This window comes from Micromonospora sp. LH3U1 (assembly GCF_028475105.1).
Taxonomy (GTDB): domain Bacteria; phylum Actinomycetota; class Actinomycetes; order Mycobacteriales; family Micromonosporaceae; genus Micromonospora.
In genome coordinates, this window is the sequence record NZ_CP116936.1 from 245,567 (window position 1) to 271,634 (window position 26,068).

General features: G+C 68.6%; 25 protein-coding genes and 2 pseudogenes. 14 read left to right on the top strand and 13 right to left on the bottom strand.

Translation table 11 applies throughout. From position 1 onward, the window contains the following. Nucleotides 1-142 precede the first annotated feature (142 nt). A complete protein-coding gene (locus tag PCA76_RS01185) occupies nucleotides 143-2,542 on the top strand; it encodes a glycoside hydrolase family 65 protein (protein WP_272614664.1) in 2,400 nt (799 codons plus the stop codon). A 33-nt stretch (nucleotides 2,543-2,575) separates the two neighbouring features. On the opposite strand, the gene PCA76_RS01190 is transcribed toward PCA76_RS01185, so the two are convergent. Continuing rightward, nucleotides 2,576-3,040: a hypothetical protein gene (locus tag PCA76_RS01190; RefSeq protein ID WP_272614665.1), complete on the bottom strand. Its 465-nt coding sequence runs from the start codon at nucleotides 3,038-3,040 to the stop codon at nucleotides 2,576-2,578. 241 nt (nucleotides 3,041-3,281) lie between these two features. On the opposite strand from PCA76_RS01190, the gene PCA76_RS01195 reads away from it, so the two are divergent. Both PCA76_RS01195 and PCA76_RS01200 read left to right on the top strand, forming a co-directional pair. Further along, nucleotides 3,282-4,442 (top strand): low temperature requirement protein A, encoded by a 1,161-nt coding sequence (locus PCA76_RS01195; protein WP_272614666.1) that lies wholly within the window; start codon nucleotides 3,282-3,284, stop codon nucleotides 4,440-4,442. 27 nt (nucleotides 4,443-4,469) lie between these two features. After that, nucleotides 4,470-5,381, top strand: coding sequence for a bifunctional helix-turn-helix transcriptional regulator/GNAT family N-acetyltransferase (locus PCA76_RS01200; RefSeq protein WP_272614667.1), 912 nt, complete (start codon nucleotides 4,470-4,472; stop codon nucleotides 5,379-5,381). A 31-nt stretch (nucleotides 5,382-5,412) separates the two neighbouring features. Here the strand turns inward: PCA76_RS01200 and PCA76_RS01205 are convergent, their stop codons facing one another. Together PCA76_RS01205 and PCA76_RS01210 are read right to left on the bottom strand one after the other, a co-directional pair. Then, a complete protein-coding gene (locus tag PCA76_RS01205; protein ID WP_272614668.1) occupies nucleotides 5,413-6,594 on the bottom strand; it encodes a low temperature requirement protein A in 1,182 nt (393 codons plus the stop codon). Nucleotides 6,595-6,691: 97 nt separating this feature from the next. Next, nucleotides 6,692-7,609 carry a LysR family transcriptional regulator gene (locus tag PCA76_RS01210; protein WP_272614669.1) on the bottom strand — a complete coding sequence of 306 codons (918 nt, stop codon included), beginning with the start codon at nucleotides 7,607-7,609 and terminating at the stop codon, nucleotides 6,692-6,694. A gap of 136 nt (nucleotides 7,610-7,745) precedes the next feature. On the opposite strand from PCA76_RS01210, the gene PCA76_RS01215 reads away from it, so the two are divergent. Together PCA76_RS01215 and PCA76_RS01220 are read left to right on the top strand one after the other, a co-directional pair. Then, a complete protein-coding gene (locus PCA76_RS01215; RefSeq protein WP_272614671.1) occupies nucleotides 7,746-8,357 on the top strand; it encodes a dihydrofolate reductase family protein in 612 nt (203 codons plus the stop codon). Further along, nucleotides 8,354-9,310: a GNAT family N-acetyltransferase gene (locus PCA76_RS01220; protein WP_272614673.1), complete on the top strand. Its 957-nt coding sequence runs from the start codon at nucleotides 8,354-8,356 to the stop codon at nucleotides 9,308-9,310. The genes PCA76_RS01215 and PCA76_RS01220 overlap by 4 nt, the downstream gene beginning before the upstream one ends. 57 nt (nucleotides 9,311-9,367) lie before the next feature. Here the strand turns inward: PCA76_RS01220 and PCA76_RS01225 are convergent, their stop codons facing one another. The 3 genes from PCA76_RS01225 to PCA76_RS01235 are packed head-to-tail and all read right to left on the bottom strand — an operon-like array spanning nucleotide 9,368 to nucleotide 10,985. Then, nucleotides 9,368-9,760 (bottom strand): hypothetical protein, encoded by a 393-nt coding sequence (locus PCA76_RS01225; RefSeq protein ID WP_272614674.1) that lies wholly within the window; start codon nucleotides 9,758-9,760, stop codon nucleotides 9,368-9,370. Beyond that, nucleotides 9,757-10,686: a class I SAM-dependent methyltransferase gene (locus tag PCA76_RS01230; RefSeq protein ID WP_272614675.1), complete on the bottom strand. Its 930-nt coding sequence runs from the start codon at nucleotides 10,684-10,686 to the stop codon at nucleotides 9,757-9,759. The genes PCA76_RS01225 and PCA76_RS01230 overlap by 4 nt, the downstream gene beginning before the upstream one ends. After that, nucleotides 10,686-10,985: a hypothetical protein gene (locus tag PCA76_RS01235; RefSeq protein WP_272614676.1), complete on the bottom strand. Its 300-nt coding sequence runs from the start codon at nucleotides 10,983-10,985 to the stop codon at nucleotides 10,686-10,688. Before PCA76_RS01235 ends, PCA76_RS01230 begins: the two co-directional genes overlap by 1 nt. Nucleotides 10,986-11,041: 56 nt before the next feature. On the opposite strand from PCA76_RS01235, the gene PCA76_RS01240 reads away from it, so the two are divergent. Further along, nucleotides 11,042-11,686: a TetR/AcrR family transcriptional regulator gene (locus PCA76_RS01240; protein WP_272614677.1), complete on the top strand. Its 645-nt coding sequence runs from the start codon at nucleotides 11,042-11,044 to the stop codon at nucleotides 11,684-11,686. 27 nt (nucleotides 11,687-11,713) lie between these two features. Here PCA76_RS01240 and PCA76_RS01245 read toward each other — a convergent pair whose 3' ends face one another. Further along, nucleotides 11,714-11,995 (bottom strand): hypothetical protein, encoded by a 282-nt coding sequence (locus PCA76_RS01245; protein WP_272614678.1) that lies wholly within the window; start codon nucleotides 11,993-11,995, stop codon nucleotides 11,714-11,716. 95 nt (nucleotides 11,996-12,090) lie between these two features. Here PCA76_RS01245 and PCA76_RS01250 point away from each other — a divergent pair, with 95 nt between their 5' ends. From PCA76_RS01250 to PCA76_RS01260, 3 genes are all read left to right on the top strand, one after another. Beyond that, nucleotides 12,091-12,471, top strand: a complete 381-nt coding sequence (locus PCA76_RS01250; RefSeq protein ID WP_272614679.1) for a VOC family protein — start codon at nucleotides 12,091-12,093, stop codon at nucleotides 12,469-12,471. Nucleotides 12,472-12,680: 209 nt separating this feature from the next. Continuing rightward, nucleotides 12,681-12,935 carry a type II toxin-antitoxin system Phd/YefM family antitoxin gene (locus tag PCA76_RS01255; RefSeq protein WP_272614680.1) on the top strand — a complete coding sequence of 85 codons (255 nt, stop codon included), beginning with the start codon at nucleotides 12,681-12,683 and terminating at the stop codon, nucleotides 12,933-12,935. Continuing rightward, entirely contained in the window at nucleotides 12,932-13,306 is a 375-nt protein-coding gene (locus PCA76_RS01260) for a type II toxin-antitoxin system VapC family toxin (protein WP_272614681.1), read from the top strand. Before PCA76_RS01255 ends, PCA76_RS01260 begins: the two co-directional genes overlap by 4 nt. Nucleotides 13,307-13,625: 319 nt before the next feature. Here PCA76_RS01260 and PCA76_RS01265 read toward each other — a convergent pair whose 3' ends face one another. Both PCA76_RS01265 and PCA76_RS01270 read right to left on the bottom strand, forming a co-directional pair. Beyond that, a complete protein-coding gene (locus tag PCA76_RS01265; protein WP_167362340.1) occupies nucleotides 13,626-13,799 on the bottom strand; it encodes a hypothetical protein in 174 nt (57 codons plus the stop codon). Beyond that, complete coding sequence (locus PCA76_RS01270) at nucleotides 13,796-14,014, bottom strand: flavin reductase (RefSeq protein WP_272614683.1); 219 nt, start codon at nucleotides 14,012-14,014, stop codon at nucleotides 13,796-13,798. Before PCA76_RS01270 ends, PCA76_RS01265 begins: the two co-directional genes overlap by 4 nt. 370 nt (nucleotides 14,015-14,384) lie before the next feature. Here PCA76_RS01270 and PCA76_RS01275 point away from each other — a divergent pair, with 370 nt between their 5' ends. Next, on the top strand, nucleotides 14,385-14,786 hold the full coding sequence (locus PCA76_RS01275) for a GntR family transcriptional regulator (protein ID WP_272614684.1): 402 nt from the start codon (nucleotides 14,385-14,387) through the stop codon (nucleotides 14,784-14,786). Nucleotides 14,787-15,106: 320 nt separating this feature from the next. After that, entirely contained in the window at nucleotides 15,107-15,553 is a 447-nt protein-coding gene (locus PCA76_RS01280; protein WP_272614686.1) for a hypothetical protein, read from the top strand. A 251-nt stretch (nucleotides 15,554-15,804) separates the two neighbouring features. On the opposite strand, the gene PCA76_RS01285 is transcribed toward PCA76_RS01280, so the two are convergent. Next, nucleotides 15,805-16,137 carry a hypothetical protein gene (locus tag PCA76_RS01285; RefSeq protein WP_272614688.1) on the bottom strand — a complete coding sequence of 111 codons (333 nt, stop codon included), beginning with the start codon at nucleotides 16,135-16,137 and terminating at the stop codon, nucleotides 15,805-15,807. A 713-nt stretch (nucleotides 16,138-16,850) separates the two neighbouring features. Then, nucleotides 16,851-17,045, bottom strand: coding sequence for a hypothetical protein (locus PCA76_RS01290; protein WP_272614689.1), 195 nt, complete (start codon nucleotides 17,043-17,045; stop codon nucleotides 16,851-16,853). 105 nt (nucleotides 17,046-17,150) lie between these two features. On the opposite strand from PCA76_RS01290, the pseudogene PCA76_RS01295 reads away from it, so the two are divergent. From PCA76_RS01295 to PCA76_RS01305, 3 genes and pseudogenes are all read left to right on the top strand, one after another. Beyond that, nucleotides 17,151-17,657: pseudogene (locus PCA76_RS01295) on the top strand (tyrosine-type recombinase/integrase); the annotation flags it as partial. A 1,328-nt stretch (nucleotides 17,658-18,985) separates the two neighbouring features. Then, nucleotides 18,986-24,163, top strand: coding sequence for an RHS repeat-associated core domain-containing protein (locus PCA76_RS01300; RefSeq protein ID WP_272614690.1), 5,178 nt, complete (start codon nucleotides 18,986-18,988; stop codon nucleotides 24,161-24,163). A 14-nt stretch (nucleotides 24,164-24,177) separates the two neighbouring features. Beyond that, entirely contained in the window at nucleotides 24,178-24,417 is a 240-nt protein-coding gene (locus PCA76_RS01305) for a hypothetical protein (protein ID WP_272614691.1), read from the top strand. Between the two features lie 240 nt (nucleotides 24,418-24,657). On the opposite strand, the pseudogene PCA76_RS01310 reads toward PCA76_RS01305, so the two are convergent. Together PCA76_RS01310 and PCA76_RS01315 are read right to left on the bottom strand one after the other, a co-directional pair. Beyond that, a pseudogene (locus PCA76_RS01310) lies at nucleotides 24,658-25,659 on the bottom strand (DEAD/DEAH box helicase); the annotation flags it as partial. Next, nucleotides 25,553-26,020, bottom strand: a complete 468-nt coding sequence (locus PCA76_RS01315) for a transposase (protein WP_272614693.1) — start codon at nucleotides 26,018-26,020, stop codon at nucleotides 25,553-25,555. The gene PCA76_RS01315 and the pseudogene PCA76_RS01310, both read right to left, overlap by 107 nt. Nucleotides 26,021-26,068: the final 48 nt, after the last annotated feature.

A 26,068-nucleotide genomic window follows, 5' to 3' on the forward strand; every position in this document is an offset into this window, starting at 1 on the left:
TTCATACCCTGTTCACCTCGTGGCCACCCTAGGAACGCGGCAGAGGCACCGCAGCTGTCGAAGGTCGAGCAGCCTTCGTCCAGGGTCCGTACAGCCGACTCTGCTTGGCTGGTCGGGGACGTCGGCATCCACAGGAGGCTTCGTGCACACCAGTTCGACCACCGACCAACCGCCGCCCGCTGCCGGGACGGTGCAGGACGAAACCTGGCAAATTCGGCGTACGGCGGCGGACCTGGACCGGCTCGGCGAGACCGAGTCGATCTTCGCGCTGGGTAACGGGTGGGTCGGCTGGCGTGGTGTCCTCGACGAAGGCGCGCCGTGCGGGATGCCAGGCAGTTACGTCAACGGCCTCCACGAGCGGCGCGAGCTGAGCTACCCCGAGGAGGGGTACGCGTTTCCGCAGGCCAGCGACACCGTCATCAGCGCGCCGAACGCCGCGCTGATCCGACTCTGGGTCGACGACGAGCCGCTGGACCTCCGGACGGGGACGCTGCGCAGCCACGAACGGGTGCTCGACCTACGCGCTGGGGTGCTGCGTCGGGAGAGCGAATGGATCTCACCGGCCGGACGGGGAGTGCGCATCCGCAGCACCCGGTTGGTGTCCCTGCCGCGCCGCCCGGTGGCCGCCGTGCGGTACGAGGTCGAGCCGCTGGGAGCCCCCGTCGAGCTGCGGGTCTGTTCGGATCTGCTGGCCAACGAGAAGGTGCCGGAGCGCTCGGACGACCCGCGGGCCGCCTCGGTGCCCACCGACCCGCTGACCGCCGAGACGTACAGTGCGGCCGGCCTCGACGGGGTGCTGGTGCACCGTACCGAGCACAGCGGCCAGCGCGTCGCGGTCGCGGTGAGCCACCTGGTGGACGGGCCGAAAACGGTCGCCACCACCGCCGACTGCACCCCGGATCGCGTACGGCTGACCGTGACGGGCCGGCTGTACCCGGGGGAGCGGCTGCGGCTGACGAAGTTCGCCGCGTACGAGTGGTCGGCGGTCGACGAGACACCCGCCGACGAGTTGGCCGCCCTGGTCACGGCCGAGACGGACGCGGCCCGCGCGGACGGCTTCGACGCCCTCCTCACCGACCAGCGTGCCGCCCTCGACGCGGCCTGGCAGGTCGCCGACGTGCAGCTCGACGGCGACCGGGAGCTCCAACAGGCGGTCCGGTTCGCGATGTTCCACCTGATCCAGGCCGGCCGCCCCGACTCCGACCGGACCATCTCGGCCAAGGGGTTGACCGGCAACGGGTACGACGGGCACGTCCTCTGGGACACCGAGAGCTACGTCCTGCCGGTGCTCACCTACCTGGCCCCGGCGGTGGCCCGTTCGGCGCTGCGCTGGCGGCACGCCCACCTGCCCGAGGCCCGGGAGCGGGCCGCCGAGCTGCGGCTGACCGGCGCGACCTTCCCGTGGCGCACCATCGGTGGCCGGGAGTCCTCCGGCTACTGGCCGGCCGGCACCGCGGCGCTGCACGTCAACGCCGACATCGCCGACGCGGTGCTGCGCTACGTGGCGGCCACCGACGACGAGCCGTTCCTCGCCGAGGTGGGGCTGGAGTTGCTGGTGGAGACCGCCCGGCTCTGGCACGGCTTCGGCCACTGGTCGGACGGGGGCGACTTCCACCTGCACGGCGTCACCGGCCCGGACGAGTACGCGGCGCTTGTCGACGACAACGTCTTCACGAACCTCATGGCCAGGCGCAACCTGCGCGGCGCGGCGGACGCCGCCGAGCGTCACCCCGACCTGGCCGGCCGGCTCGGCGTGGACCGCGACGAGGTGGCCGGTTGGCGAGCTGCCGCCGACGCGGTGTTCATCCCGTACGACCGCGATCGCGGGGTGCACCAGCAGGCCGCCGGGTTCACCGAGCAGCCCGAGTGGGACTTCGCGAACACCGGCGAGGACGACTACCCGCTGCTGCTGCACTTCCCGTACCTGGAGCTGTACCGCAAGCAGGTCGTCAAGCAGGCCGATCTGGTGCTGGCCATGCAGCTGTGCCCGGGTGAGTTCACCGCCGACGAGAAGGCCCGCAACCTGGCCTACTACGAGGCCCGCACCGTCCGCGACTCGTCGCTGTCGGCCGCCCCGCAGGCGGTGCTGGCCGCCGAGGTCGGGCACCTGGATCTGGCGTACGACCTGTTCGCCGAGTCGGTCCTCCAGGACCTGGCGGACCTGGGGGACAAGACCGCCGACGGGCTGCACCTGGCCTCACTGGCCGGAGCGTGGCTGGCGCTGGTGCAGGGCTTCGGCGGGCTGCGCGACGACCGAGGAGTGCTCTCCTTCGAACCCCGGCTGCCGCGACGGATCGACCGGCTGGCGTTCAGCCTGCGCTGGCGCGACCATCGGCTACGGGTCACGTTGACTCCGGCCGAGGCCCGCTACGAGCTGCCCGACGCCGCCCCCGACGCCGGGATCGAGCTGTGGCATCACGGCGAGTCGCTGCGGGTCACCGGTGCCGAGCCGGTCACCCGGCCGATGCCGCCGGTGCCCGACCCCGGACCGGAGCCGCCCTCCCCGCCCGGTCGCCGCCCCACCCGCCGCGCGGCCGGCTGATCCACCGCAGTCGGCGCGGGACCTCCGGCCAGCTCAGGTCGGCGCGGGACCTCCGGCCATTCGTTCGCGGACGGCCTCCAGCGCCTCGAAGGCGTACGCCCAGTTGTGGCACTTGAAGCTGCGCAGGCCGTCGATCGCGGTGTGGCAGTCGGCGCAGCGCACGCCGGCGATGGCGTCCGGGATTTCGGTGTTGACGTACTTGCGCTCGCCGAGGATGACGGTGGCGATCATGGCCTTGTCATGCAGGCCGGAGAGCGCCGACGAGACGATGTCGTACCAGGTGACCCGGCGGCCGCACTTCGGGCAGTCCGGTTCGTCGCCGCTGACCCAGAGCGGAGCGCCGATGGTGCGCGCCGGCATGCCGAGCAGCTTCTCCAGCCGTCGGACGTCCGACTCCGGGGTCGTCCAGCGGTGTCGACCGGGCAGTGATGCGGGCGAGTCGTACACGGCGCGGAACAGGTCGTGATCGACCTGCACGGTTTCCCGCTGAGTGGTCATCGGCGTACCTCCTCGTTGAGTCGGTGCCCCCACCGTGGTCAGCGATGACCATGGGCGCAGCCGGATCAACGACACGAGGGGTCAGCGGGTCGTCGCCCCCGGGTGTTAGACATCGAGCCGGAGGCTGTGGATTCGCACGGCTACGCGGGTCGGCGTCCGCCGCTGACCCGCTTTCGCCTCCGACGGCCTCCCCGGGTGGTACGACGGACGCAGGGCGTGCGTGCCACCGGGAGGAGCGCTGATGGCGAGCAGGCCCCAACGGCTGCTGCGGGGAGACGACTCGTCGCTCAACGCCTCGTTCCTGGAGCTCTTCTTCGACCTGGCGTTCGTCCTCGCCCTCAGCCAGTTGGCCGGGCACCTGCTCCACGACCTCACGCTGGTCGGCGCGCTGCGTACCGCCCTGCTGTTGACCGGGGTCTGGTGGATCTGGGTGACCACCACCTGGTTCGCCGACTGGTACGACCCGGCGAGCCCGTCGGTCCGATGGCTGCTGATCGGCGCCGCGCTGGGCAGCCTGCTGGCCGGGGTGGCGATCCCGCACGCGCTGGATGGGCGGGGCCTGCTCTTCGCTGGCGCGTACGTCGCGGTCCACATCGCCCGGGGCGTGGTCACCGTTTTTGCGCTGCGCGGTCACCCCCGGCAGAGGCGGGCGCTGCGGATCCTCTGCTGGTTCAGCGTCTCCGCCGTACCGTGGCTGGCCGGCGGGTTTCTGCCGGCGTGGCGGGTGCCGCTCTGGCTGGCCGCTCTCGCCATCGACCTCACCGGCCCACGGCTCGGCTGGCCCACTCCGCGGATGGGCCGGACCGGGCGACAGGAGCTGCACCTCGCCGGCGAGCACTTCGCTGAGCGGTACCAACAAATCATGATCATTGCGCTCGGCGAACTCGTCCTGGTCGCCGGCCTCTCGTACGCCGGCACCCAGCTCGACCCCCCGCAGACCGCCGCGTTCCTGCTGGTCTTCGCCACCGCCGTGCTGATCGGTCTGCTCTACGTCACGCCCGCCGGCCAGCGCCTCGGCCCGGCCATCGAGCACGCCGACCCGACCCGGCTCGGCGTCATCACCGGATACCTGCACCTGGTGATGATCGCCGGGCTGGTGGTCACCGCCGTCGGTGCCGAACTGAGCATCGCCCACCCCACGAAGACCGGCGACACGACCGCGGTCGTCGTCGTCCTGGGCGGTCCGATGCTGTTCCTCGCCGGGCGGATCCTCTTCTCGCTGGCGATCCACCGACGGCTCTCCTGGGCGCGGGTCGTCGCCCTGCTCGTGCTGGCGGGCGCCGCGGCCGTCGTGCGGCTGCCACTGCTGGCGGTCACCGGGGTCGCCACCGGGGTGGTGCTCTTGGTGGTCGTCCTGGACCACGCCGGCGTCCTCTCCTACCGTCGCGGATCTGGCGCGTAGCCGGTAAGCCTGACTAAAGTCAGGTATATGGACTCGGCCCTCATTGCCGCCGTGCGGCGGTTCAACCGAACGGTCACCCAACGGGTGGGCGCGCTCGACGACGAGTACATGGCCCAGGGGCGCCCCCTGGGACAGGCCCGACTGCTCTGGGAGATCGGCCCCGCCGGTGCCGAGGTCGCCGCGCTACGGGCCCGGCTCGGCCTGGACTCCGGACACCTCAGCCGGCTCCTGCGCACCCTGGAAAACGACGGCCTGGTCACCGTGGGGCCGGCCGATCAGGCCGGCGGCGACGGCCGGGTACGCACCGCCACGCTCACCGACGCTGGTCGGACGGAGTGGGCCGACCTCGACGAACGGTCCGACGACCTCGCCACCTCGATACTCGAACCGCTCACCGAGCACCGCCGCGAACGACTCGTCGCCGCCATGGCCGAGGTCGAACGGCTCCTCATCGGGTCGATGGTGGTCATCGAGCCGTGCCCGCCGAGCGACCCGCGAGCCCGTGCGTGCATGCGGGCCTACGCCCGGGACATCGCACGACGATTCGACGACGGGTTCGACCCCGCGCTGAGCAACCCGGTCCACGACGAGGCACTCGTCCCGCCCGCCGGCGTGCTCCTGCTCGCCACCCTCAACACCGAACCGATCGGTTGCGGGGCGGTCAAACTCCACCCCGACGCGCCCGCCGAGATCAAACGCGTGTGGGTGGCGGACATCGTACGCGGGCTCGGCATCGGGCGACGCCTGCTGGGCGAGCTGGAACGGTACGCCGCCGAGCGGGGCGCGACCGCCATCCGATTGGACACCAACCGCAACCTCACCGAGGCGATCGCCCTGTACCGCGCGGCCGGTTACCGGGAGATCGAGCCGTACAACACCGAGCACTACGCCCACCACTGGTTCGAGAAGCGCGAGTTGCTCGCCACCCTGCCCCGCTGACCGCAGGCGGCGACCAGCTGGGTGCCTCCGGCTATCCGGGTGGTGCCGGCGACTCAGGTAAGCGTCCTCTCGTGCGGGCGGCGTCCGAGGCGGCGACCCCGGCGAGGACCGCGGCGGCGGCGAGGGCGGCCACGAGCGGCGGTACGAGGAGCATCAACGGCGTCAGGGCGGCCAGCGCGAGCAGCCCGATCGGTCGATCCCGGGATACCCGGCTGAAGACCACGTACTCGAAGCGTGCACGCCCGGCCAGGAACAGCGCGGGTCCGCCGAGGATGACCGCGATCCAGGCGATTTGGGCGTGCCCGGACGGGTGGGCGATGACGAGTTCCGCGCCGACCGCGCTGACGACGACGCCGGCCACCATGACCAGGTGGGCGTAGAACGCCGACAGGCCAAGGCGGGCCGGATCGGGGGAGCCCGCGATGGCTGCTGCCGACAACTCGCCAGCACGATAGATGTAGATACGCCAGAGCAGCACCGTGGTGGCGATCGACACCACGAACGCCGCGGTCCGGTCGGTCGCGAAACCGCTGCCACCGAGCGTCGAGGCGGAGACCAGGATCAATTCGCCCAGCGCGATGATGAAGAACTGCCGGTGGCGCTCCGCCAGGTGCTCGGCCGCGCTCGGCAACTCCGAGGGCGGCGAGCGGCCCAGACCCGGTGTCAGGTAGCGGAGTTTCCCCGCCAGATAGTCGATGGCCACCGCCAGCGCCCACAGTGCCTCCCGGGCGGTGCCGTGCACCAGTGCCCCCGCGATCCACGGCACAGCAGATACGCAGAACCAGATGACCACCCGTAGGGCGCCGCGCTGCAACTCGTGGCCCCGCAGGGCGATGAGAAGGCCGATGCTGCGACCGACCTGGACGGCGACGTACGCGCCCGCGAAGACGAGGCCCTGCGCGCCGAACGCCGCCGGTAGCGCGACAGCCATCACCAGACTGCCGACCAGGGTCGTGATGACCAGCAGCTGAATCGTCGGCCGCTGCGGGTCGAACCTGTCCGGGACCGTTGCCGTGCTGCACCAGACCCACCACACCGCCAGCAGCAACACCAGCGTGTGGAAGGTGCCACGCCACGTGAGGTCCAGGCTGAGCACCTGCGAGAGCTGGATGAGCACGTAGACGAACGCCAGGTCGAAGAAGAGCTCCAGGAAGGTGGCGCGCTGCGGATCCTCGGGCTTCCGCAGCAGCTTGCCCGCCCTGCTCGTCGTCATCTGCTTGCCCGTCCTGTGGCTTTCTGCTCGCGTTGAGGCATTCGTACCACGCGGCAGCGCTGATCAACCCGGTCTACGGCCGTGGTGGGCCTGTCGCTCAGGTCCCTGCTTGCATCTCAGGGCAGCCGGCAGGCTGTTCGACGGAGTTGAGGTGGTGCGCGGTGCCGGCGAACGATCGGATGAGTTCGGTCTCGTTGCCGGTGCGCCAGATCAGGCCCCACCGGGCCGGCGGCGCGTCGTGGATCGGCACGTAGGCGATGTCTGGCCGGGCGTAGTAACGGGCGGCTTGCGCGTGCACGGGCGAGACGGCTTCGCCCGTGGCGAGGATCGGGATCATCTCCTGGAAGTTGGAGACGGACGGGCCGATGCGGATCAGACGTCCGCTGGGCGTGCGTAGGGGAACCAGGATCTCGCGCCAGTAATCGGGCCGGGCCCCGCCCATGACGGTCTCGTCCGCCAGGTCCTCGTAGGAGACCGACTCACGACCGGCGAGCGGGTGGGTTGCCCCGACGGCCAGCACGATGGGTTCGGTGTAGATGACCGGGCCGACGGTGAGGTCCGGCTCCCTGACGGGGAGCCAGACGATCTGGATGTCGATGTCCCCGGCGCGCAGCCGCCCGAAGGGGTCGCCGAAGTCGACATGCCGCAGCTGCACCTCGCACTCGGGGTGACCTTGAGCGAACGCGTCGAACAGTTGGCGGAAGTCGGCGAGGTTGACGGCAATGGACCCGATCCTCAGCACGCCGGTCCTACCGCGGGCGGCGAGCCTGGCCCGATCCATACCCTCGGACAGGCCTCGGTACATGGGCTGAATGTCGTCGAAGAGTCGTTGGCCGATCGGCGTCAGCGCCACGTGCCGATTGTCACGCTCGAACAGGGCCGCACCGATCCTGCGTTCCTGCTTCTTGATCGCCTGACTGACCCGGGCCTGGGTCACGTGCAGCCGCTCAGCGGTGCGGGTGAAATGCAGTTCCTCCGCCAGGGTGAGGAAGATTTCGATGTCTCTCAGTTCCATCACTGTCCCAGTGCGTTCATTAGCGGAGGGTTATGGCACGTTATCAGACGTGATCTTGTAGCTCGGGACCTCGCAGGGCACGCTGATGAACGTCGGAGCGAGGAACAGCATCCGGCATCCGAGCAAGGAGATGTTCGTGCGCAAGCTCGTGTATTACATCGCCACCACCCTGGACGGCTTCATCGCCGGTCCCGACGGCGCCGATCCCACCGGCCCTGGCGGATTCTGGCCTCTTCCGGAGGACTACCTGCACCACCTCGTCGCCGAGTACCCGGAAACCCTGCCGGGGCCGGCCAGGCAGGCGTTCGGTATCACCGACCAGGGCAGCCGGTTCGACACCGTTCTGGAAGGGCGCCACTCCTACGAGGTGGGGCTCAAGGCCGGCGTGACCGACGCGTACCCGCACCTGCGCCACCTGGTGTTCTCGCGCACGCTGGATCGGAGTCCGGACCCAGCCGTCGAGGTCATGTCCGCGGACCCGATTGCCACGGTGCGTGAGCTCAAGCGGCACGACGGCAAGGACGTCTGGGTGATCGGCGGCGGTGCCCTGGCCGGGGCCCTCTACGCCGAGATCGATCAGCTGATCGTCAAGCTCGCGCCGTTGACCATCGGCACCGGCATTCCGCTGTTCGGCCGCGACGCCGTCTTCGCACCGCGCACCTGGCGCCTGACCGACCACACCGTCCTGGGCAGTGGCTCCCTCTTCCTGACCTACGCCCGCACACAGGCCGGAAACGAGTCCGCATGACCAGCAGCAGCACCTCCCTCGACAACGTCACGATCCGTCCCATCACCGGGCCGGACGAGATCGCCCTGTTCAACCGCCTGCCGTACACCATCAATCACGAACTCGCCGATGACCTCGCCGCGCAACGCCGCCGACCGGAGTGGATGTGGGTGGCCCTGCACGGCGACCGCCTGCTCGCCAGGGTCGCCTGGTGGGGCCGCGGCGGCGACAGCACCCCGCTCCTGCTGGACATCCTCGACGTCGACGACAGCGCCGAGGACCTGGCCGAGGTGGCGCAGGCGTTGTACGAGACGGCCGCGAAACAGGTCCTGCCATACGGCACCGTCCCTCCCGAGTACGGTCGCTTCCTCCCGGCAAACTGGCGCGAGGACCCGGACGCGTACCGGGCGGTGCGACTGAGGATGGGTGTCCTTGAGGACACCGGCGCGCAGTTGACGGTCGAGCGGCTGCGCCTGGAATGGCGCCCCGCAGCCGGCCTGCCCGCGCCCGACCAGCGACTGTCCTTCCGCCCGGCCCGCGACACCGACGAACTGATCACGCTGATGACGCGCGCACTGGACGGGACCCTGGACGCGCACAGCCGTGCCGACCTGGCGCAGATGTCCCCCCATGAGGCCGCACTCAAGCACTACGAGCAGGAACTCGCCACGTACTCCAGCCCTCGTCAGTGGTGGCGTATCGGCACCTTGGGCGAGGGCGGCGATCCGGTCGGCTTCGTCGTACCGGCGCGCAATGCCTACCACCCGGTGATCGCCTATCTTGGCGTCGTGCCGGAACACCGGGGCCACGGATATGTCGACGGTTTCCTCGCCGAAGGCACCCGAATCCTGGCCGCCGAGAACGTCCCACGCATCCGCGCCGCCACCGACCTGGGTAACGCCCCCATGGCAAACGCCTTCGTCCGCGCCGGCTACGTCAACTTCGAGCGCGCCATCAACATGTCCTGGCAGTGAGTGGCGGCCACCGCCCCCACGCTCGTTCGCCGAGGTCAGGACCGGCTCGCGGCGTGGTTACAGCCGTTCGAAGCTCTCCATGCCGGCGAGTTTCAGCACCTCGGTCCGGGTCGCCGGGCATTCCTGCCGGGTCTGGTCGTCGATCTGACGGCCGGTCGGTACGGGGCCCTGCTTCTCGTACCAGGAATAGAGGTTCACGGTGAGGTTGGCCATCACGCCCGTCTCGGACCCGATCCCCTTGAGCGTCGGCAACTGGCCGTCCAGGTAGGCACACACCTTCTTCGCGGATACCGGCGCGGAGCCGCCGGCCGGAGCGGTTCCGGCCGCGCTGGTCGCTGTCGGGGTGTCCGGCGCTGCGGCGCCGGTTGCCTCGGGCGCGTCGGTGTCGGCACAGGCCGTCAGGGCGAGGCCCAGGCAGAGGGCTGGCGCGAGCAGTCGGATGTTCCTCATCGGTTCTCGTCCTGACGTGGTTGTGGGTGGTGGTGGGTCGGGGCTGCGGCCGGTGCGTTGTCAGCCCCGGCGGCGTTCGCGGTGACGAGCCAGAGCCCGGCGGGCAGTCGGTAGCCGACGCCAGGTTCACGAAACCGGTCGAGTAGCCGGACCGCCCCCGCCCGAGCCGAAGCCTGCGCAGCCAGAGGGGCCGTCCGGTAAGCGGCGCCGGCGGGGCCGACCTCGATGAGCCATTCGGCCACCGCGTCGGCGTCCTCTGAAGCGTCCAGGGAGACGTCACACGGCGTGATCGTGACGGCGGTGAAGCCGGCGACGGTGAGGACCCGCATGAGCCTCGCCGGGTCGGCGAAGGAGAACGGACCGGGCTCGTCACCTACCGGTAGCGGTGGTAACGGCCCGAGGTGCGGTGCTGCCCCGAGCATCGCCGCGGACAGCCACGGGTTGACGCTGCCGTCGCGGAAGACGGTCGCGGCGAGGCGCCCTCCCGGACGCAGTGATCGCCGGATCGTGGTGCAGCCGGCAACGGGATCCGCCAACAGCATCAGGGTCATTCGCGAGAATGCCGCGTCGAATGGGGCCCCCGGCACGACATCGAGGGTCTCGATGTCGGCCAGGCGGAACTGGATGCCCGGGTACCGGTCCGTGGGGAACCGTTGCCGAGCAGCGGTCACCATCGCCTCGGCGATGTCGACACCGACCGCCGCGCCGGTCTCGCCAACTGCGGCCGCGAGTTCGGCCGTGGTGCCGCCGCAGCCGCAGCCCACATCAAGGATCCGTTCGGCCGGCCGCGCGGCCAATCGCTCCATGGCCGGTGCGCCCAGCGGGCGACCGACCTCGTCCTGCCGATCCGCGTGTCGAATCCAGCCAGCTGCTGCTCCCGCCCAGAAGGTGGCGTTGCGTTCCCGCAAGCTGGCGGTGTCGGCCATCAGAACGGCATCTCGGCGCCGTCGACGCTCATCGACCGGAAGTGAGCCGCCTTCGTCGGGTCGAAGCCGTCCTCCTGCGCCGCCAGGCCCGCAGCCCGGACCAGCCGTTCGGACTGGAACCGACGGAATGCCGCTTCGTCCTGCCAGATGTTGATGATCCGCCAGCCGTCCTCGGTCGGCCCGGCGACATGCGCCAGGAGGCCCGGCGGCCGGTCCGGTCCAAGGTGTTGCTCCACCTGCCGGTATTCCGCCTCACTGACTCCGGGCATCTCTTGCAACACACCGAACGGCATAGCCACCGCCTCTCGATCTCGATAGAGTGAGCCTCTATCCAATAGAGCACTACACTGGGCAGGTGGTTGTCAAGAGACGTTATGACTCTTCCCGCCGACAGGAGCAGGCCCGACAGACCCGGCGAGCAATCCTCGAAGCGGCTGGCCGGCTGTTCGTCGACCCTGGCTACGCGGCCACACCGCTGACCGCCGTCGCCGTTGAAGCCGGCGTCGCCGTCCAGACCCTGTACGCGGTGTTCGGCAGCAAGCGGCAACTGCTCTCCCAGTTGGTGGACGTCACCCTGGCTGGCGACGACGAACCGGTGGCCCTGCCGGACCGGCCCTTCGTCGCCGAGATCCGCGCACTCACCGACCCCCGCGCCAAGCTCGCCCGCTACGCTCGCCATCTGTTCGAGGTCAACGCCCGGCAGGCCCAGGTGATGCTCGCGCTGGCCGGCGCGGCCACAGCCGACCCGGACGCTGCCGAGATCTGGCGCAAGAACATCGATGACCGTCGCCGTGGCATGGCCATGTTCGCCGCGGAACTGGTCGGGACGGGAGCGCTGCGCCCTGACCTGGACGTCGAACAGGTGGCCGACATCCTCTGGTTGGCCCAGGACGTCCGCAACTTCGACTGGCTCGTCCAGCAACGCGGATGGCCGCCCGAGCAGTACCAGCGGTGGTATGTGGACACCGTCAGCGGCGCCATCATCGCCCGTACCGATTAGTCCTTCGCCGCAGGTGGTTGCACCGGGCTACTCCTTCGAGTAGCCGGTGACGGGGTCGATCTCGGCGAGGAAGGTGCGAATGGTCTCCCTCATCTCGGGCAACGTCGTGGCGGGGCCGTCGGCTCTGCTGATGCCGAAGCCGTAGTCGTGCGGCCCACTGAGCCAGTCGAAGTCGTACGTCCCGGGCTGTTCGTCACGCCGGCGGATGCGAAAGCGCTCCCCGTCGACGGTCAGCAGGATCGGATCGCTCCTGGTGTAACGGGGTCTCGTGTCCTGAGGCGCGGGGCCCGGCTCCGGCTCGGTTGACATGCCTCTCCTCACCTCGGCCGTGGCGGACGCGGCAGAATGACGGGTGACCAGGAGACGACAGATGCCATGAGGCCGCGAGCACAGGGAGTTCGCCCATGCCACCCACCCCTGCGTACGGCAAGATCTGCTACCTCGAGATCCCCGCGACCGACATCGCCGCCTCGGCCGCTTTCTACCAGCAGGTGTTCGACTGGAACATCCGCAAGCGCAGCGGTGACGAAACCCGGGTGTCCTTCGACGACGGGCTCGGCGAGGTCAGCGGCGCGTGGGTGCTGGACCGGCCACCGTCGCGCGAGCCGGGGCTGCTGGTCTACCTCCAGGTCGACGACGTGGACGCGGCCGTGCAGAAGGTGGAAGCGGCCGGCGGAGTGATCGTGCAGCCGGTCGGCGCAGACGAGGGCGAACTGACCGCACGGTTCAGCGACCCGGCGGGCAACGTGTTCGGCCTCTACCAGGAGCCGCCGGAGGAGAACTGATCCAGTCAGCGGCGGCCATCCCCCTCGACGTCTTCCGCTGGCGGACCCGGGCTCGACCTCCCATCGAGCCGCCCACGCGAGGCAACGAGGCGGTGCCCAGATCACGGGTTCGAACGGCGTCTCGTGACTCCGACCCGAGCAGCCGAACCGCTGGCGCAGGGAGCCAAGCAGGCTAGACTAAGCCCCTAGCTAACCGAGGAGGTTGCGCCATGTCGGCTGAGGCCGTGCACTACAACATGCACGATGCCAAGACCCATCTGTCGCGCATCATCGAACGGGTGGAACACGGCGAGGAGATCATTATCGACCGGGCCGGTACGCCGGTGGCGAAGGTCGTGCCGCTGGTCCGGCGGGCCAACCGCACCGCGGTCGGCTCCCTCGCCGGGCAACTGGACCTCTCCGGGGAGTGGGACTCACCAAAGACCAACGCCGAGATCGCCGCCGACTTCGGCATCGGCGCGTGACCCTACTGCTGGACACCCACGTCGCGCTCTGGGCCATCACTGGCGACGCGACCCTCGGCACTGAGTTCCTCGACCGGCTACGCCACGAGCCGGACATCTTCCTCTCCCCGGTCACCCTGTGGGAGATCACCATCAAACAGAGTGCGGGGAAACTCGCCGGACCCCCTGACCTCGCCGAACGGGTAAGAGACATGGGCTTCCGCGAACTCCCGGTGACCCACGCCCACACCATCGCCGCCGGCCGCCTGCCACCGCATCACCGCGATCCGTTCGATCGCATGCTGGTGGCCCAGGCGATCACCGAGAGTCTGACCCTGGCCTCCCGCGACGCGTCGATCGCGCTGTACGACGTGGACGTCCTCAAGGTGTGATCGGACGGGCCCATCAACGCCTGATGCCGACGAGAGGCCCAGCCCCACACCGCACACGCGCCGGCCGGCCGGTGCCATTCCGAACAACGCCGGTTGTTCGAGCTCCGACATGCCGGCCGTGGCCTGCAACTTCGCAGGTCTCGAACCCTCCGTTTGGGTATCCGTTTCGGTGGGCCGCCAGGGACTCGAACCCTGAACCTATGGATTGCGGGCGAGCCGGCCGGATCGGGAGCGATGCGAGGTCATCCGGCTTGCTGACGCGTTTCTCGGCCTGGTTCGGCTGGCACGGTTGCTGTACTTCGCTGCTGTACTGCTGGCATCAAACGAGGCGCTGGATGCGGACCTTCGGACGCTCGTTTCTCAGGTGGCCGTGCTTGTGCTGGCGGACCTGCTCGTCCCAAACCTCCTGGTCGTAGTCGGGATCCGGCGGGATCCACTTGTGGGAGCCGTCGCTGTAGTGGAACTTCTCGTCCCCGGGGCGCAGGATGCTCAACGGGTCCAGCCGAGGAACCGATAGTGCAGGTGGCCGGCGGGGACGTGGGTCAGGTCCTGGGCGGCGTCGACGAGTTGCGCCGCCAGGTAGAGGGCCAGCCACACGGGGGCGCGGTCGTACTCGGCTCGCAGCTCCCGACAGCGGGTCTGGCATGGCCAGTCGGCACCGCAGCCGCCGCAGGTCCAGGCCGGCGTGATCGGGAGGTGGGTCGTCACTTCGGCGTCCCCCGCTCGGCCGGCGGTTCGGATGACGGAGCGGATAGCCGGCCGTCCTCTGACGGCCAGTGGCCTCGGTTGATCGGGATTCGATGCCTCGTATGGCAGGGCAACTCGCCCCCGCACCGGCAGACCTTCCGCCATCGCTGCCATGACCAGACCGGCCGGTGCCGCCTGGCCAGGGTCAGCGCGACGGCCACCAAATACTCCTCGTACGACACGCGAGTCATGGGCCTCCCTTCGGATGTTTGCCGATGTCGCGGGCGGACCGGAGCCGATCGCGGCTGTTGTCCCAGCTCCTGTCACCGTAACGACGTAGGACTGTAGATACAATAAGATGTAGAACTGTTGGACACGTAGCGTCACATTTGTGATCGACCCCAGCGCGGATCGGGCCGTGTTCCGGCAGCTCGCAGACCTCCTGCGAGACCGGATCACGTCTGGCGACCTCGCGCCCGGCGCATCGCTACCGAGCGAGTTGCGACTGGCTCAGGAGTACGGGCTGAGTCGTACGAGCGTCCGACAAGCGGTAGCGCTACTCCGGTCGGAAGGGCTCGTGATCGTGGAACCACCGCGCGGCACGTTCGTCCGCGCCGACGAGCCGGCCGAAACGGTGACCCTCCTCAAGGGCGACACCGCGACCGCGCGTATGCCCACTCCCGTCGAGCGGCGCGAGCTGGAGATGGGTGAGGGCATCCCCGTCATCGTGATCTTCCGCGCTGACGGCTCACGCGAGGTGTACGCCGCCGACCGCATCCGCATCGGCCGCTGACCCTGTCGCAACCGTCGACGAACCCCGTCGGGGGAGCCGGCCACATCTCGTCGGCTCGTGCGGATCCTCGTCGAGCAGTGCGGTCAAACAGCTGACAATGGCCGTCCTCTGCTGTCTCGCACCTACCTGGATCAAACGGCTTGCTGCCTCATCGCTGCCTACGGCCGGCGCGGCCCTCGCTGACGGCCCGCTCGCCGGTACCAGCGAGGTCCAGCAGCAGCCCCCGCATCGATGAGACCCGGGTATGGGCAGGCGGTGTGAGGGCTATTTGCCTGGTGTCCGTTGTCTTTTGCGCTCAAGCGCGCGCGTAGCCTTGCGGTATGGCCGCCCCTAAGCAGCACATCGAGCGCGAAATCGTGCGTATCCTCCGTGCTGCGCGACAAACCACGGGTGAGCGCCGCACGATCCTGCTGCGTGACCTCGCCGAGCAGATGGTGGACCTGCGCGAGCACTACCCGACCCCGTCCGGCGACCCTGACTGGACCGGCCGCACCGGAATGTACCGGTACGCCGTACGCGAGCTGTATGCCCACGCCAGCTACAGCCCCGAGGAGCGGAAGCTCACCCAGACCTCCACCCGGTACCACGTCGGCAATCTAGTGCGCGCGCGTCTGCCCCAGGAGACCGCCGACGCTCTCGGCCTGGTACGCACCTCCCCGCAGGACCGCAGCCGCATGCGCACTCGACGCGACCGCGACGAGCTGCGCGAGCTGCTGGCCGAGGCCCGCGAGCTGCTGGCCGCGCAAAAGAAGATCACCGGAGGCTAACAGCGTAGCTGCACCTTGGGGCAATAGTTCGTGCTCTACTCGCTCGCGGCGGGCCCGGGACTCTCGCTGGTACAGCACCGAACCTGAGAACTCGCTTACAAGCTCTGTTCATCTCGTCCGGTGGTGTCCGTCTGCGTCTGTGACCTCGGGCGACTGCCCGCGCCCGGTCGCTGCCGGCTGTCCTCGTCCGGGCTGGTTGCTGTCGCCGTTGCTGTCGACAGCACCAGGACGACCACCCAGGAGCAGAGGAGTCAGGGAAGGCTCTTTTCCTGCCCGGCCTCCAATCGGTCTGCCCGACTGTGAAGCTCCGCAGCTATGGCATCCCAGTCGGGACCGAAGGCATGTAGGTCGCTGGCCGCCACACGCAACAGTTCGACATCCTCTGGCCGCTGGAGGCAGGCCAGCCGGAACGCGAGGTTTCGCGCCCAGACCGGAAGACTTAGCCAGTCCTCCTCCAGCATCACCTCCAGCATCGCCACGATCTCGTCAGCCGATGCGAAGGTCACCACCTCGACATACGCACTGGCAACTCGCTCGCTGTACCCCCGACCAGCGAGCAACCGGGCCAACTCAAGCAGCGACATGCACTCCGGTGCGAAGGGCTCGGCGTCAGAAAACTCCTCGGGACGATCCCTAGTACCCCTATCCAGCAACGCCCGCAGCCAACCCGTCCTATTCACGACCTAGAAGCCAACCGCTCCCCACCTGGCGAACCCAGCAGGCACAGACGCCCGGCGGCGGTTCGGCGCAGGTGAGTTGAAGCGGAACTAAGAGCCGCGATCCCGCAACCAGCGGCGACACCGTCCGGTATCTGCTCACCCGACGTCTCGGGCTCTCATGTTTGTTCGCTGGTTGACGACGTTTCACGGTGTCTTGTGCCCCCTGTGTGCCCCACAGGACGCTCCGCGCTACCACTTCCGACGCCATTCAAGGCGACCTCGATGCGCCACAGCCGGGACATCCCCTCGCTGGACGTACAGCACCTCGTCCTCAACCCACCAGACGTCGCCGCCACGAAGGAAGACTGGATCCTCCAACGCCAAGGCAAGAAGACGGCCGCCGGAACTGCCGGGCAGCCCTTCCAGGTCATCCACCAACTCCATCCGACCTGCGGTGACGGGCTCGGTCCTCACGCCACCATTCTCTGCCGGTGTCGGTGCGGCCCCGACGACTCCTTGACCCCCAGGCAACCAACACAGAGCCGTGACCTGCCGCTCCCTGGCTCGTGAGCTGCTATGACGATCCCCCAGAGTCCATGCTCGTCCACCCATGTGTGTGCCGGTCGTCACCCAGCTAGTCACTCATCCACGTCAGCACTCTTCACGGAGGCCTCGAAGTCATCGGGCCTCGTCCGCCGTAGAAGCTCGCACCGCTCGGCGAAGACGTCAAACGCTCGTTGAAGGCTGCATACCTCGGCCTGGCGGATCGCCTTTATCGCCAGGATGTGCCGCCCTTGCACGATGAGGTCGTCGATCGACTGCCAAGCGTCCACGCGGCCATCATGCAAGACGACTGTCAGCTTGGGAATCGGGTTGATCTGGACCGTCGGTTGACGTCCGGCCAGGGGAACAAGCACGCACCGTTCATCCGGCGGTTGTCGGAGTTGGGGCTCACCTGGGCGGACATCTACCTCGACGCGGCGGAACTGACCATCGACCGGCAGCTCCAGCGGGTCGGTGCCGAGTTGCTGCACCGGGAGACGAAGACGGCGGCCTCGGACGCCACCCGGCCGCTGCCGGACATCTGTGCCGTGGCGCTCGACCGCCGCCGCGCCGCGCAGACCGCCGGTCGGGACGCCGCCGGCCCCGCCTGGCAGCCCTCCGACCTGATCTTCACCACCCGCTACGGCCGGCCGGTCGAGCCGCGCAACTTCAACCGGTTCTGGGATCGGCGCTGCGACGCTGCCGGGGTTCGACGCATCACCGTCCGGGACGCCCGGCGGACCTGCGCCTCGCTCCTGGCCGACCTGGACGTCCACCCCCGGGTGGCGATGCAGATCCTTCGACACGCCCAGTTCGCCATCACCATGGAGATCTACACGGTGGTGTCCTCGGCGGCGACCCGCGACGCCCTCAAGCGGCTCGGCAGCACGCTCGACCGGTAAGTCGTGATTCGTTTACGTCATCAGGTCGGTAGGGGCCTACTGCTGTACTTCGCTGCTGTACCGGCCCCGATCGCGGCAACAGCCACCCCCCAGAGGGTCGCTGACCTGCGGTGGAGTGGGCCGCCAGGGACTCGAACCCTGAACCTATGGATTAAAAGTGCCCAGGATCGGACAAATTAGTGCTAAGCGTCGCGCGGTGTCGACGGTCCGGACTCCGCGTGTGTCGTCCGCCCGTATTCGCGCTAGTCCACGCCCAACCTGCGTGTCGTGATGTTGCGGTGGGGTGTCTGACGAGGGCTCGTATCCGTGGATGGCGCGGTGAATCCGCCTGGTGGGGCGTCGTCCGAGCGCCCGTAGAGCACCCACGAGCCGATGGGGTCCGGCATCGGTGGTCCCTGATGGCAGGCCGCAAGCGCCTGTGTCAGCTCCCTAGTCTGCCTGGTCTGGCTCATCATGCCCAGCACCCCGACGCCCTGGACGCGCAGCCGCGGGCGGGTGCGCGTTACATGACAGTCAGTTGTCGGCTTCGGCGCGGCGATGTCAGCGCCGCACCCCGCATGGACGGGAGGGAAGCGCGCATCGTCCTGTGCGGTCACCCTGCCGGGTTGACACCCTTTCATCCCGGCCGTTTGACCGAATATCCACGACCGCGTACCTAAGTCAGGTCGTGCCCTTACTTATCCCTGCTACGCAATTTCCGCCTTGATGCTGGATTGTGGTGTGGATGCATGTTCGAATCAGGTGGTTCTGCGTTGATGCTGAGGCCGGCGATCTTCGGCTGTACTCAATTTCGTAACACCTTCGACACATTGCAAGCATTAGTGGCGGGCCCGCGCAGTCGGGAGGTATCCGCAGGCTGTGTCATTCGGCGGTGATCGCCCGACGGAGTTGCCTGCGGCAGAGCGGATGGCTGGCCGGAGTTTTGAGCCTCCCCGAGCGCCTAGCACACGGCCACCCTTGATCGCCATTCTTCTAATCGAAGTCACTCGATGCTACCGTCGCCGGCAGCCGTATTCATCGGGGACGTGGCTGTCCAAAACGGGGGACACTACATGCAGCACTCAATGCGATTCCGCCTGTCCGCTTTCATCAGCGCGACCCTACTCGCAGCACAGATCGCCGCAGTTCCACCGGCCCAGGCGATGCCACATCGGGAGCGAGCAACACCAAGTGCGTCGGTTCGGCAGGTCTCGCCGCCGCCCAGTCCGATGACCTTGGCCGAGCGGCGGGCGCAGGTGAACGAACTGCGGGCAAAGGATCGCCAACTCAACGCTGACAGGGCGCAAGGGAACCCCTCCACCGGGAGCCGCTCCGCCAATCTACGCAAGGTGTCCGGACAGCGGCAGAAGGTGCGCGGTGGTTACATCACGTTCGACGCCCCGCCCGCCGACGCGCCACCACCAGGGCAGCGGCGCTCCACCCCGCCAGCCTCACTGGCCGCGACACCCACAGCACCCGCCAACTTCACCTGGCAGGGCACCTATCCAATAATCCCCTACGGAGTCTGGTGGGGCGTCGCGTGGGACAACGAGCCCGACATCGCCGCTGTCCACCTGACTCTGTATCGGGCTGCGGATGGCTTCGTCATGCACGAGAGTTGCATGAGCGGGCCGGACGTCTACGCCCATCGGAGTTGGCGGTTCGACGGCGAAGCCGGCGTCACCGATCCCGACTGGGCGCCTCAGGCCGGCGAGCGCTACTACGCGAAGATCGCAGTCTCCCGGAGCACGAGCCCAGAGAACGTCTGGACCGACGACTGGACCTGCGGCACCGGCTGGAGCGCCGAGGCCACGACGCCCACCTGGGCGGCTCGGGGCGAGGGCCCGCTGCTGGCCGGTGCCGAGACGAAGGGATGTTGGTGCGACGGCACCAGCGGTCGACCGGCCTTCCAGAATTTCCGCGGAGATCCGGTCAACACGGCCACCGGGGCCCTGACCGAGGTTTTCACCGATGCGGTGGTACCGGGGCCCGGGGTCGACCTTCGGATAACCCGAACGTACGCGTCGAGCAACACCATCCAGTACCTCATCGGGCCACGGTGGACTCTGTCGTATCCAGGTTGGTTGTCCTTCTCCACCGGCTGGGCGACCTACAAGTCCGAGGATGGCTCGGTCGTCTACTTCGAGGACGAGGGGAACGGAGTGTGGTCGACCTACTCGATGGGCGCCCGCGTCACCCTGTCCGGCACGCCCACGACCGGCTACACGATGACCACTGCCGACCAGCAGAAGCTGACCTTCGACGGAGCGGGCTGGCTCACGTCCTGGAAGGATCGGTCCGGTAAGGGGCTGACCTTCACGTATGTCAACAGCAAGCTGGTCACCATCACCGACGGGGCCGGTCGCAACACGTCCTTCACCCATGACACCACCACGAACCTGCTCACGAAGATCACGCTGCCGGACGGGCGGTGGATCGGCTACACCTACACTGCGGGCAAGCTGACCGGCGTCCGCGACGTGAATGGCGGCACCACGGCATACACCTACGACTCCTCCTCCCGGATGACCAGCATCACCGATCCCAGGGGCAAGTTGGTGATGCAGAGCAAGTACGACTCGTCCGGCCGGGTCATCGAGCAGACCGACGCCAGCGGCACCGCCATCAAACCGGTTTGGGACGCCTCGGAGTCACACTTCCCGGACGCCAACGGAGGCATCTGGACCGACGTCTATGCCGGCAGCGTTCGGATCAAGCAGATCGATCCGTACGGCAAGGTCACCAGCTACCGGTACGACTTCGACAGCCCGATCCTGCGGCCGCTGGCCATCACCGACCCCAACGGCAAAGTCACCACGATGACCTACGACGCACGGGGCAACATGTTGACCCGAGCCGCACCGGCGTCTGTCGGAATCACCGAGACGTGGACCTACGACTCCGCCAACAACGTCACCTCGTACACCGACGGCCGGGGCAAGCAGAGCAGCTTCACCTACGACGCTCAGCAGCGACTGGACACCGAAACCGATCCGCTCGCCGGTAAGACCAGCTACACCTACACGGCGGCCGGCGACGTGGCCACGGTCACCAGTCCGGCCGGCCGGATCACCCGCTACGGCTACGACACGGCAGGCAACCAGACGTCCGTGACCAGTCCCGGGAGCGGCAAGACCACCTACACCTACGACTCCACTGGTCGGATGCTCACCCGCACCGATCCGAGGGGCAACGTGCCGGGGGCGGACCCCGCCAAGTACACCACCCGGTACACCTACGACGCGGCCGGCAACGTGACGACCATCACCGACCCATCCGGTCGGGTGGTCATCTACGGCTACGACGCCAACGGCAACCGGACCAGCGTGACCGACCCGGCCACCGCCGTCACCCGTTACACCTATGACGCGGCCAACCGGTTGACCGCGGTAACCGACCCCGCAGGGCACACCAGGACCACCGGCTACGACCCGGCTGGAAACGTCACCTCGGTCACCAACGCCGTTGGCGGCAAGACCACCTACGGCTACGACGCCGCAGGTCGGCTGACCTCGACGGTCGGCCCGCGGGGCAACGCCTCCGGTGGTAATCCCGCGACGGACACCATCAGCTACGGCTACGACGCGGCCGGAAACCAGACCTCGGTCACCGACCAGACCGGAGCGCTGACGAAGACGGCCTTCGACGCGATCAACCGGCCGACCACGATAACCGATCCGTTGGGCCGCATCACGCGGTATAGCTACGACAAGGCCAGTAACCGGACTACGGTCACCGACCCGACCGGCGCTGTCACCACCCGGCAGTTCGACGCCCGCGGCTGGCTGACCGGCATCATTGACCCGCTGACCCACACCACCACCTACGGCTACGACGCCGACGGCCTGCGCACCCAGCTGACCACCCCATTCAGCGACAAGACGACCTGGGGGTACGACGCCGACGGCCGGCTTACCTCAACCGTTGAGCCCAGAGGGAACGCCAATGGCGCGACGCCCGCCGACTTCACCACGAAGATGGAGTACGACGCGGCGGGCAATCGCACCAAACTCACCGACCCGCTAGGCCGGTCGTTGGCCTCCGAGTACGACGCGAACAACCGGCTCACCAAAAGCGTCGACCCGAACGGCCGGGCCACCAGCTACGCCTACGACACGAGCGGCCGGATCACCTCGGTCGTGGCTCCCACCGGTGCCACGACCCAGTTCGCCTACGACACGGCCGGCAACCTGAAGACCGTCACCACGCCGCTCGGCAAGATCTACGGCTACAGCTACGACGCGGCCGATCGGATCGCCACCACCACCACCCCGACCGGCCGGGCCACTGGCTACACCTATCGGCCTGACAGCCGAGTCGCCACGGTCACGCTGCCCACCGGATCCATCGGCTATGCGTATGACGACGCGGGTCGCACCACCGGGGTGGACTACAGCGACAGCACACCTGACCTCGCCTACACGTATGACAAGGCCGGCCAGACCACGACGGCGAGCAACGGCACCAGCACCGCCTCCTACGGCTACGACACCGCTGGTCGGGTCACGACCGTCACCCGGGGCGGGCGGACGTTCGGCTATGCCTGGAACAAGGACGGGCAGCTCACTGGGCGGACTCTGCCCGACGGGCGCGTGCAGAATTTCGCTTGGCAGGCCGACTCCCGGCTCGCTAGCACCACGCTGACCAGCGGCTCCAGCAACTGGCAGGTCGGCTACGGCTACGACGCCGCCGGCAACCGCACCAGCGTCACCCGACAGGGTGGCCCGAGCAGCAGCTACACGTACGACCGGGCCGGATCGCTAACACGGGTGGCGCACACCAGCGGCAGCACCACCCTGGTCGCCCAGGACGTCATCCGTACCGCCACCGGCGCCCCGGGCTCGGTCACCACGACGCGGGGCACGACCACGACCCGGGCCGTCTATTCGTACGACGCCGCCGACCAGGTGACGGGGGTGTGTCGCCCGGCGAGCGGGACCAACTGCGCCGCCACCGACCCGAAGATCACCTACGGGTACGACCTGAACGGCAACCGGACCAGCAAGGTCACCGCCAACACCGGCGGCGCCGGCACCAGCACTTACACCTACGACGCCGACGACCGGCCGACCGGACGGACGGTGAACGGGGCCGCCACCACGGTGGCGTACACCGCCAACGGCACCCTAGGCAGCGAGACCGGACCAGCCGGCGCCACCAGCTACACCTATGGACTCGACGCGAACCTGCGTCAGGCCCGGCTTCCCAGCGGGGCCCTTGTCGATTACGAATACGACGAGGACGGCAACCGCATCCGACGCACGGTCAACTCCGCCACCGACGCCACCTGGACATGGGACACCCTCGGCCTGCCCACACGGGTGGAGGAGAAGAACGGCGCCGGCACGGTGACCCACCGGTGGTGGGATGAGCCGCAGGGCCAACTCGGCACCGCGCTGGCTGACACCGTGGGGGCCAACCCGAGCTGGCTGCTGGACGACTACCAGGGTTCGCTGACGGATCTCGCCAACGCCACCACGCTCACCGGCAGCGCCTCTTTCGACCCATTCGGTGAAATGGTGACCAGCACCGGCGGCTACGCGGCTAGCCCGTTGCGGTTCCACGGGCAGTACCTGGATGACAAGATCGGCCTGTACGACGTGCGGGCCCGCGACTACGACGCCGCGAGTGGCCGGTTCACCGCTCCGGATCCGGTGCCAGCGGCGGACGGGTCGCCGTTCGCCCAGACCTACCACTACGGCAACAACCGGCCGACGGTGCTGACCGATCCAACCGGGCAATGCGCCATCGTCTGCACCGCCATCATCGGCGCCGTCGTCGGCGGGGCGGCTGGCGGAGTGGACTGCTGGCTCAGCGGCGACGACCGAAACACCTGCATCAAGAAGGTCGTCGTCGGCGCGGCCGCCGGCGCGCTCACCGGCGCCACCATGGGTATGGCCGGCGGAGCAGGTGCTGGCCTATACGGCGGTGTGACCGCCGGCGAGGTCGGCACCACCGCCCTCGTCGGCGGCACCGGCAGTGCACTGTACGGCTCAGGCGTGGCGGCCTGGACCGGTCAGCCCTACGGGTACGGCGATGCCGCGCAGGACTTCATGTGGGGCGCGGCCTTCGCCGGGGCGGGCGGCACCGCCAGCGCCCTCGCCGGGCGGTCGGGCGCCCAGGCGTTCCCCTGCCCGCCACCGGGCGGGACTGCCGGCACGCCGAACTTGCCCTGGACTAGCTGGAACAACTACACCAAGATGACGGCCGCCAACGGGCAGGAGTACGCCCTGATCGGTGGTCGGCTGTACAGCCGGCACGCGGTGGACCGGATGCAACCGAGCTGGCTGCGGTTCAACGCCCGGCCGGGTCCGGACGAGGGTGGAAGCGTCGGAGGTATGCCGCAGCTGCGGCAGACAGGCGGAAGCTACGACTATGGCCGCGGTGTCTCGCCGAACTGGGTCGAGTACGTCATCCGTAACTCGCCGGGTGTGCCCCAGGACAACGGGAACCTGTCCCACGTGCTCGGTACGCTGCAAGTCATCGTCAGTCCGGAGGGTCGAGTGGTGACCGTGATTACGCATTGAAAGACGAGCGGACCGTGCGCCGGCTGGTTGAGCTGCGGGACTCGCTCCGCGGCGGAGAGTTGGACCTCGACGGGTTCTACCTGGCCTTCGAGATCGCCATACACGCAGCGCCGTACGAGGGCAGGCAGCTGCCACGCGAGTTCAACGAGTTGATTAACCAAGTGGAACTCGTCCGGTTCACAAAGCGGCCGGAGAACCAGGTCGATGCCGCGGCTCAGGTAGCGGACGCCGCCATCCGCCTATTGTCCGGGTAGCGGCATCAACGGTTTTTGCGGCCCGTCCACGCGAGGGTGGACGGGCCGCACGTCCTGCCTTCCTTACCGACCGCCCCACCCCTACTGGACCGCTGCCGGCGTTCCCGCTCGACTGCCTCACGCAGGCCAGGACTACACCCAGCTGGCGTCCCAGCTGCACCAATTGCTGCTGGAGCCGATTGCAACGCGAACCGGGGATTCCGCGATACCTGCCATTGCGAGCTGCGGTGCGGCTCTGGCCTACCCGCCGTTTTGCGGCTGCTGTTGCCTGCTCAGGTCGCTGAACAACTCTGCCGCCACCTGCTCCGACTCAGCCAGGCAGCGCCAAGCGGGCACCCGGTGGACAGGCGTTGCACCACCGATGATGTCGAGTTGGGCGAGCACCTTACGCAGCTCCCGGCCGGCCGGGTCACCCGCTGGATCGTCGACGGCGACAGCCAGCTCGACATCGTCGCGTCGCACCACCAGATCGACAGCGCGCCCGGCGACGGCGACGTCGCGCCGCACGGTACAGCCAGCACCGCGAAGGGCACAATGCAATCGGTCCGCTGCCCCGGTCGCGGAGTTCAGCGGAGCGTCGGTGACGTCACGGATCGACGCCAGGGCGGTCAGCAGTCCGCGTTGACCCGACCACCACGAGCGGTCACCGATCACGACGAGCTGGGACCGTGCCCTGGTGATGGCGACGTTCCACAGGTTGGTCTGGTGCACCAGCCAGCCGCGGGTTCGGTCCGGAATGCCATGCGCCCCCACCGGCGAGACGACCATGATGTCTCGTTCGCTGCCCTGAAACTTGTGGATCGTCGCGCAGAGCAGGTTGTCGATGAGGCCGGCGCCGCGAAGGGCTGACGCCAGACGACGTTGATGCGCCGCCAGCGGCGTGACCACCCCGATCGAGACATCGGGGTACGCCTTCGCAAGTCCGTCACCTCGGCGACGACTGCGCCGATCTCGATCTGGTTGAGCCCGGATCCGGTGACCCCGAGGCTGAACGCTCCTGGCACGTCGCGCCAGCGCACGGCAGGATCGACCGCAGCGGCTAGTTGGGCCGGATCGGTCAGTACGGTGAGCCGACCCTGGTAGACCTCCTGGTTGGGCACCTCGATGATGTCCGGGTGGCACCGGTAGTTGCTCATCAAGGAAAAGCGCGGTGCCCGACGCGGCGGCGAAAGCGTCGTACGCGGAATGGGCGGTGTAGGTCAGCCGGCGGCTGGTCAGCCAGCCGGTGCTCAGACCGGCGCGAGTCCCGCGGCGCCGTGTCAGCGCCTTTCACGCTCTGCGAGTCGATGATCCCCGCCGTCGGCTCCGGGTCACGGCCGTGAGCCACCCGGATCTGCTCACGTAGCTCGGTCAGGATCCGCTCGGTCACACCCCGCCTGTTCAGCCGGGTGAAGTGCGCGTACACGGTCTGCCACGGCGGGAAATCGACCGGCAGGTACCGCCACGCGCAACCGGTGCGCACCACGTACAAGATGGCGTCGATGATCGCCCTACGGGGATGCTTCTCCGGTCTGCCCATCCACTGCGGAGACGGCAGCATCGGCTCGATGATCTCCCACTCGCCGTCGGTCAAGTCAGAGGGGTACCGCCGCACTCGATCCATGCCTGTCTACCGACCGAGCTACACCCATCGACCGGACCCACTGTGCGA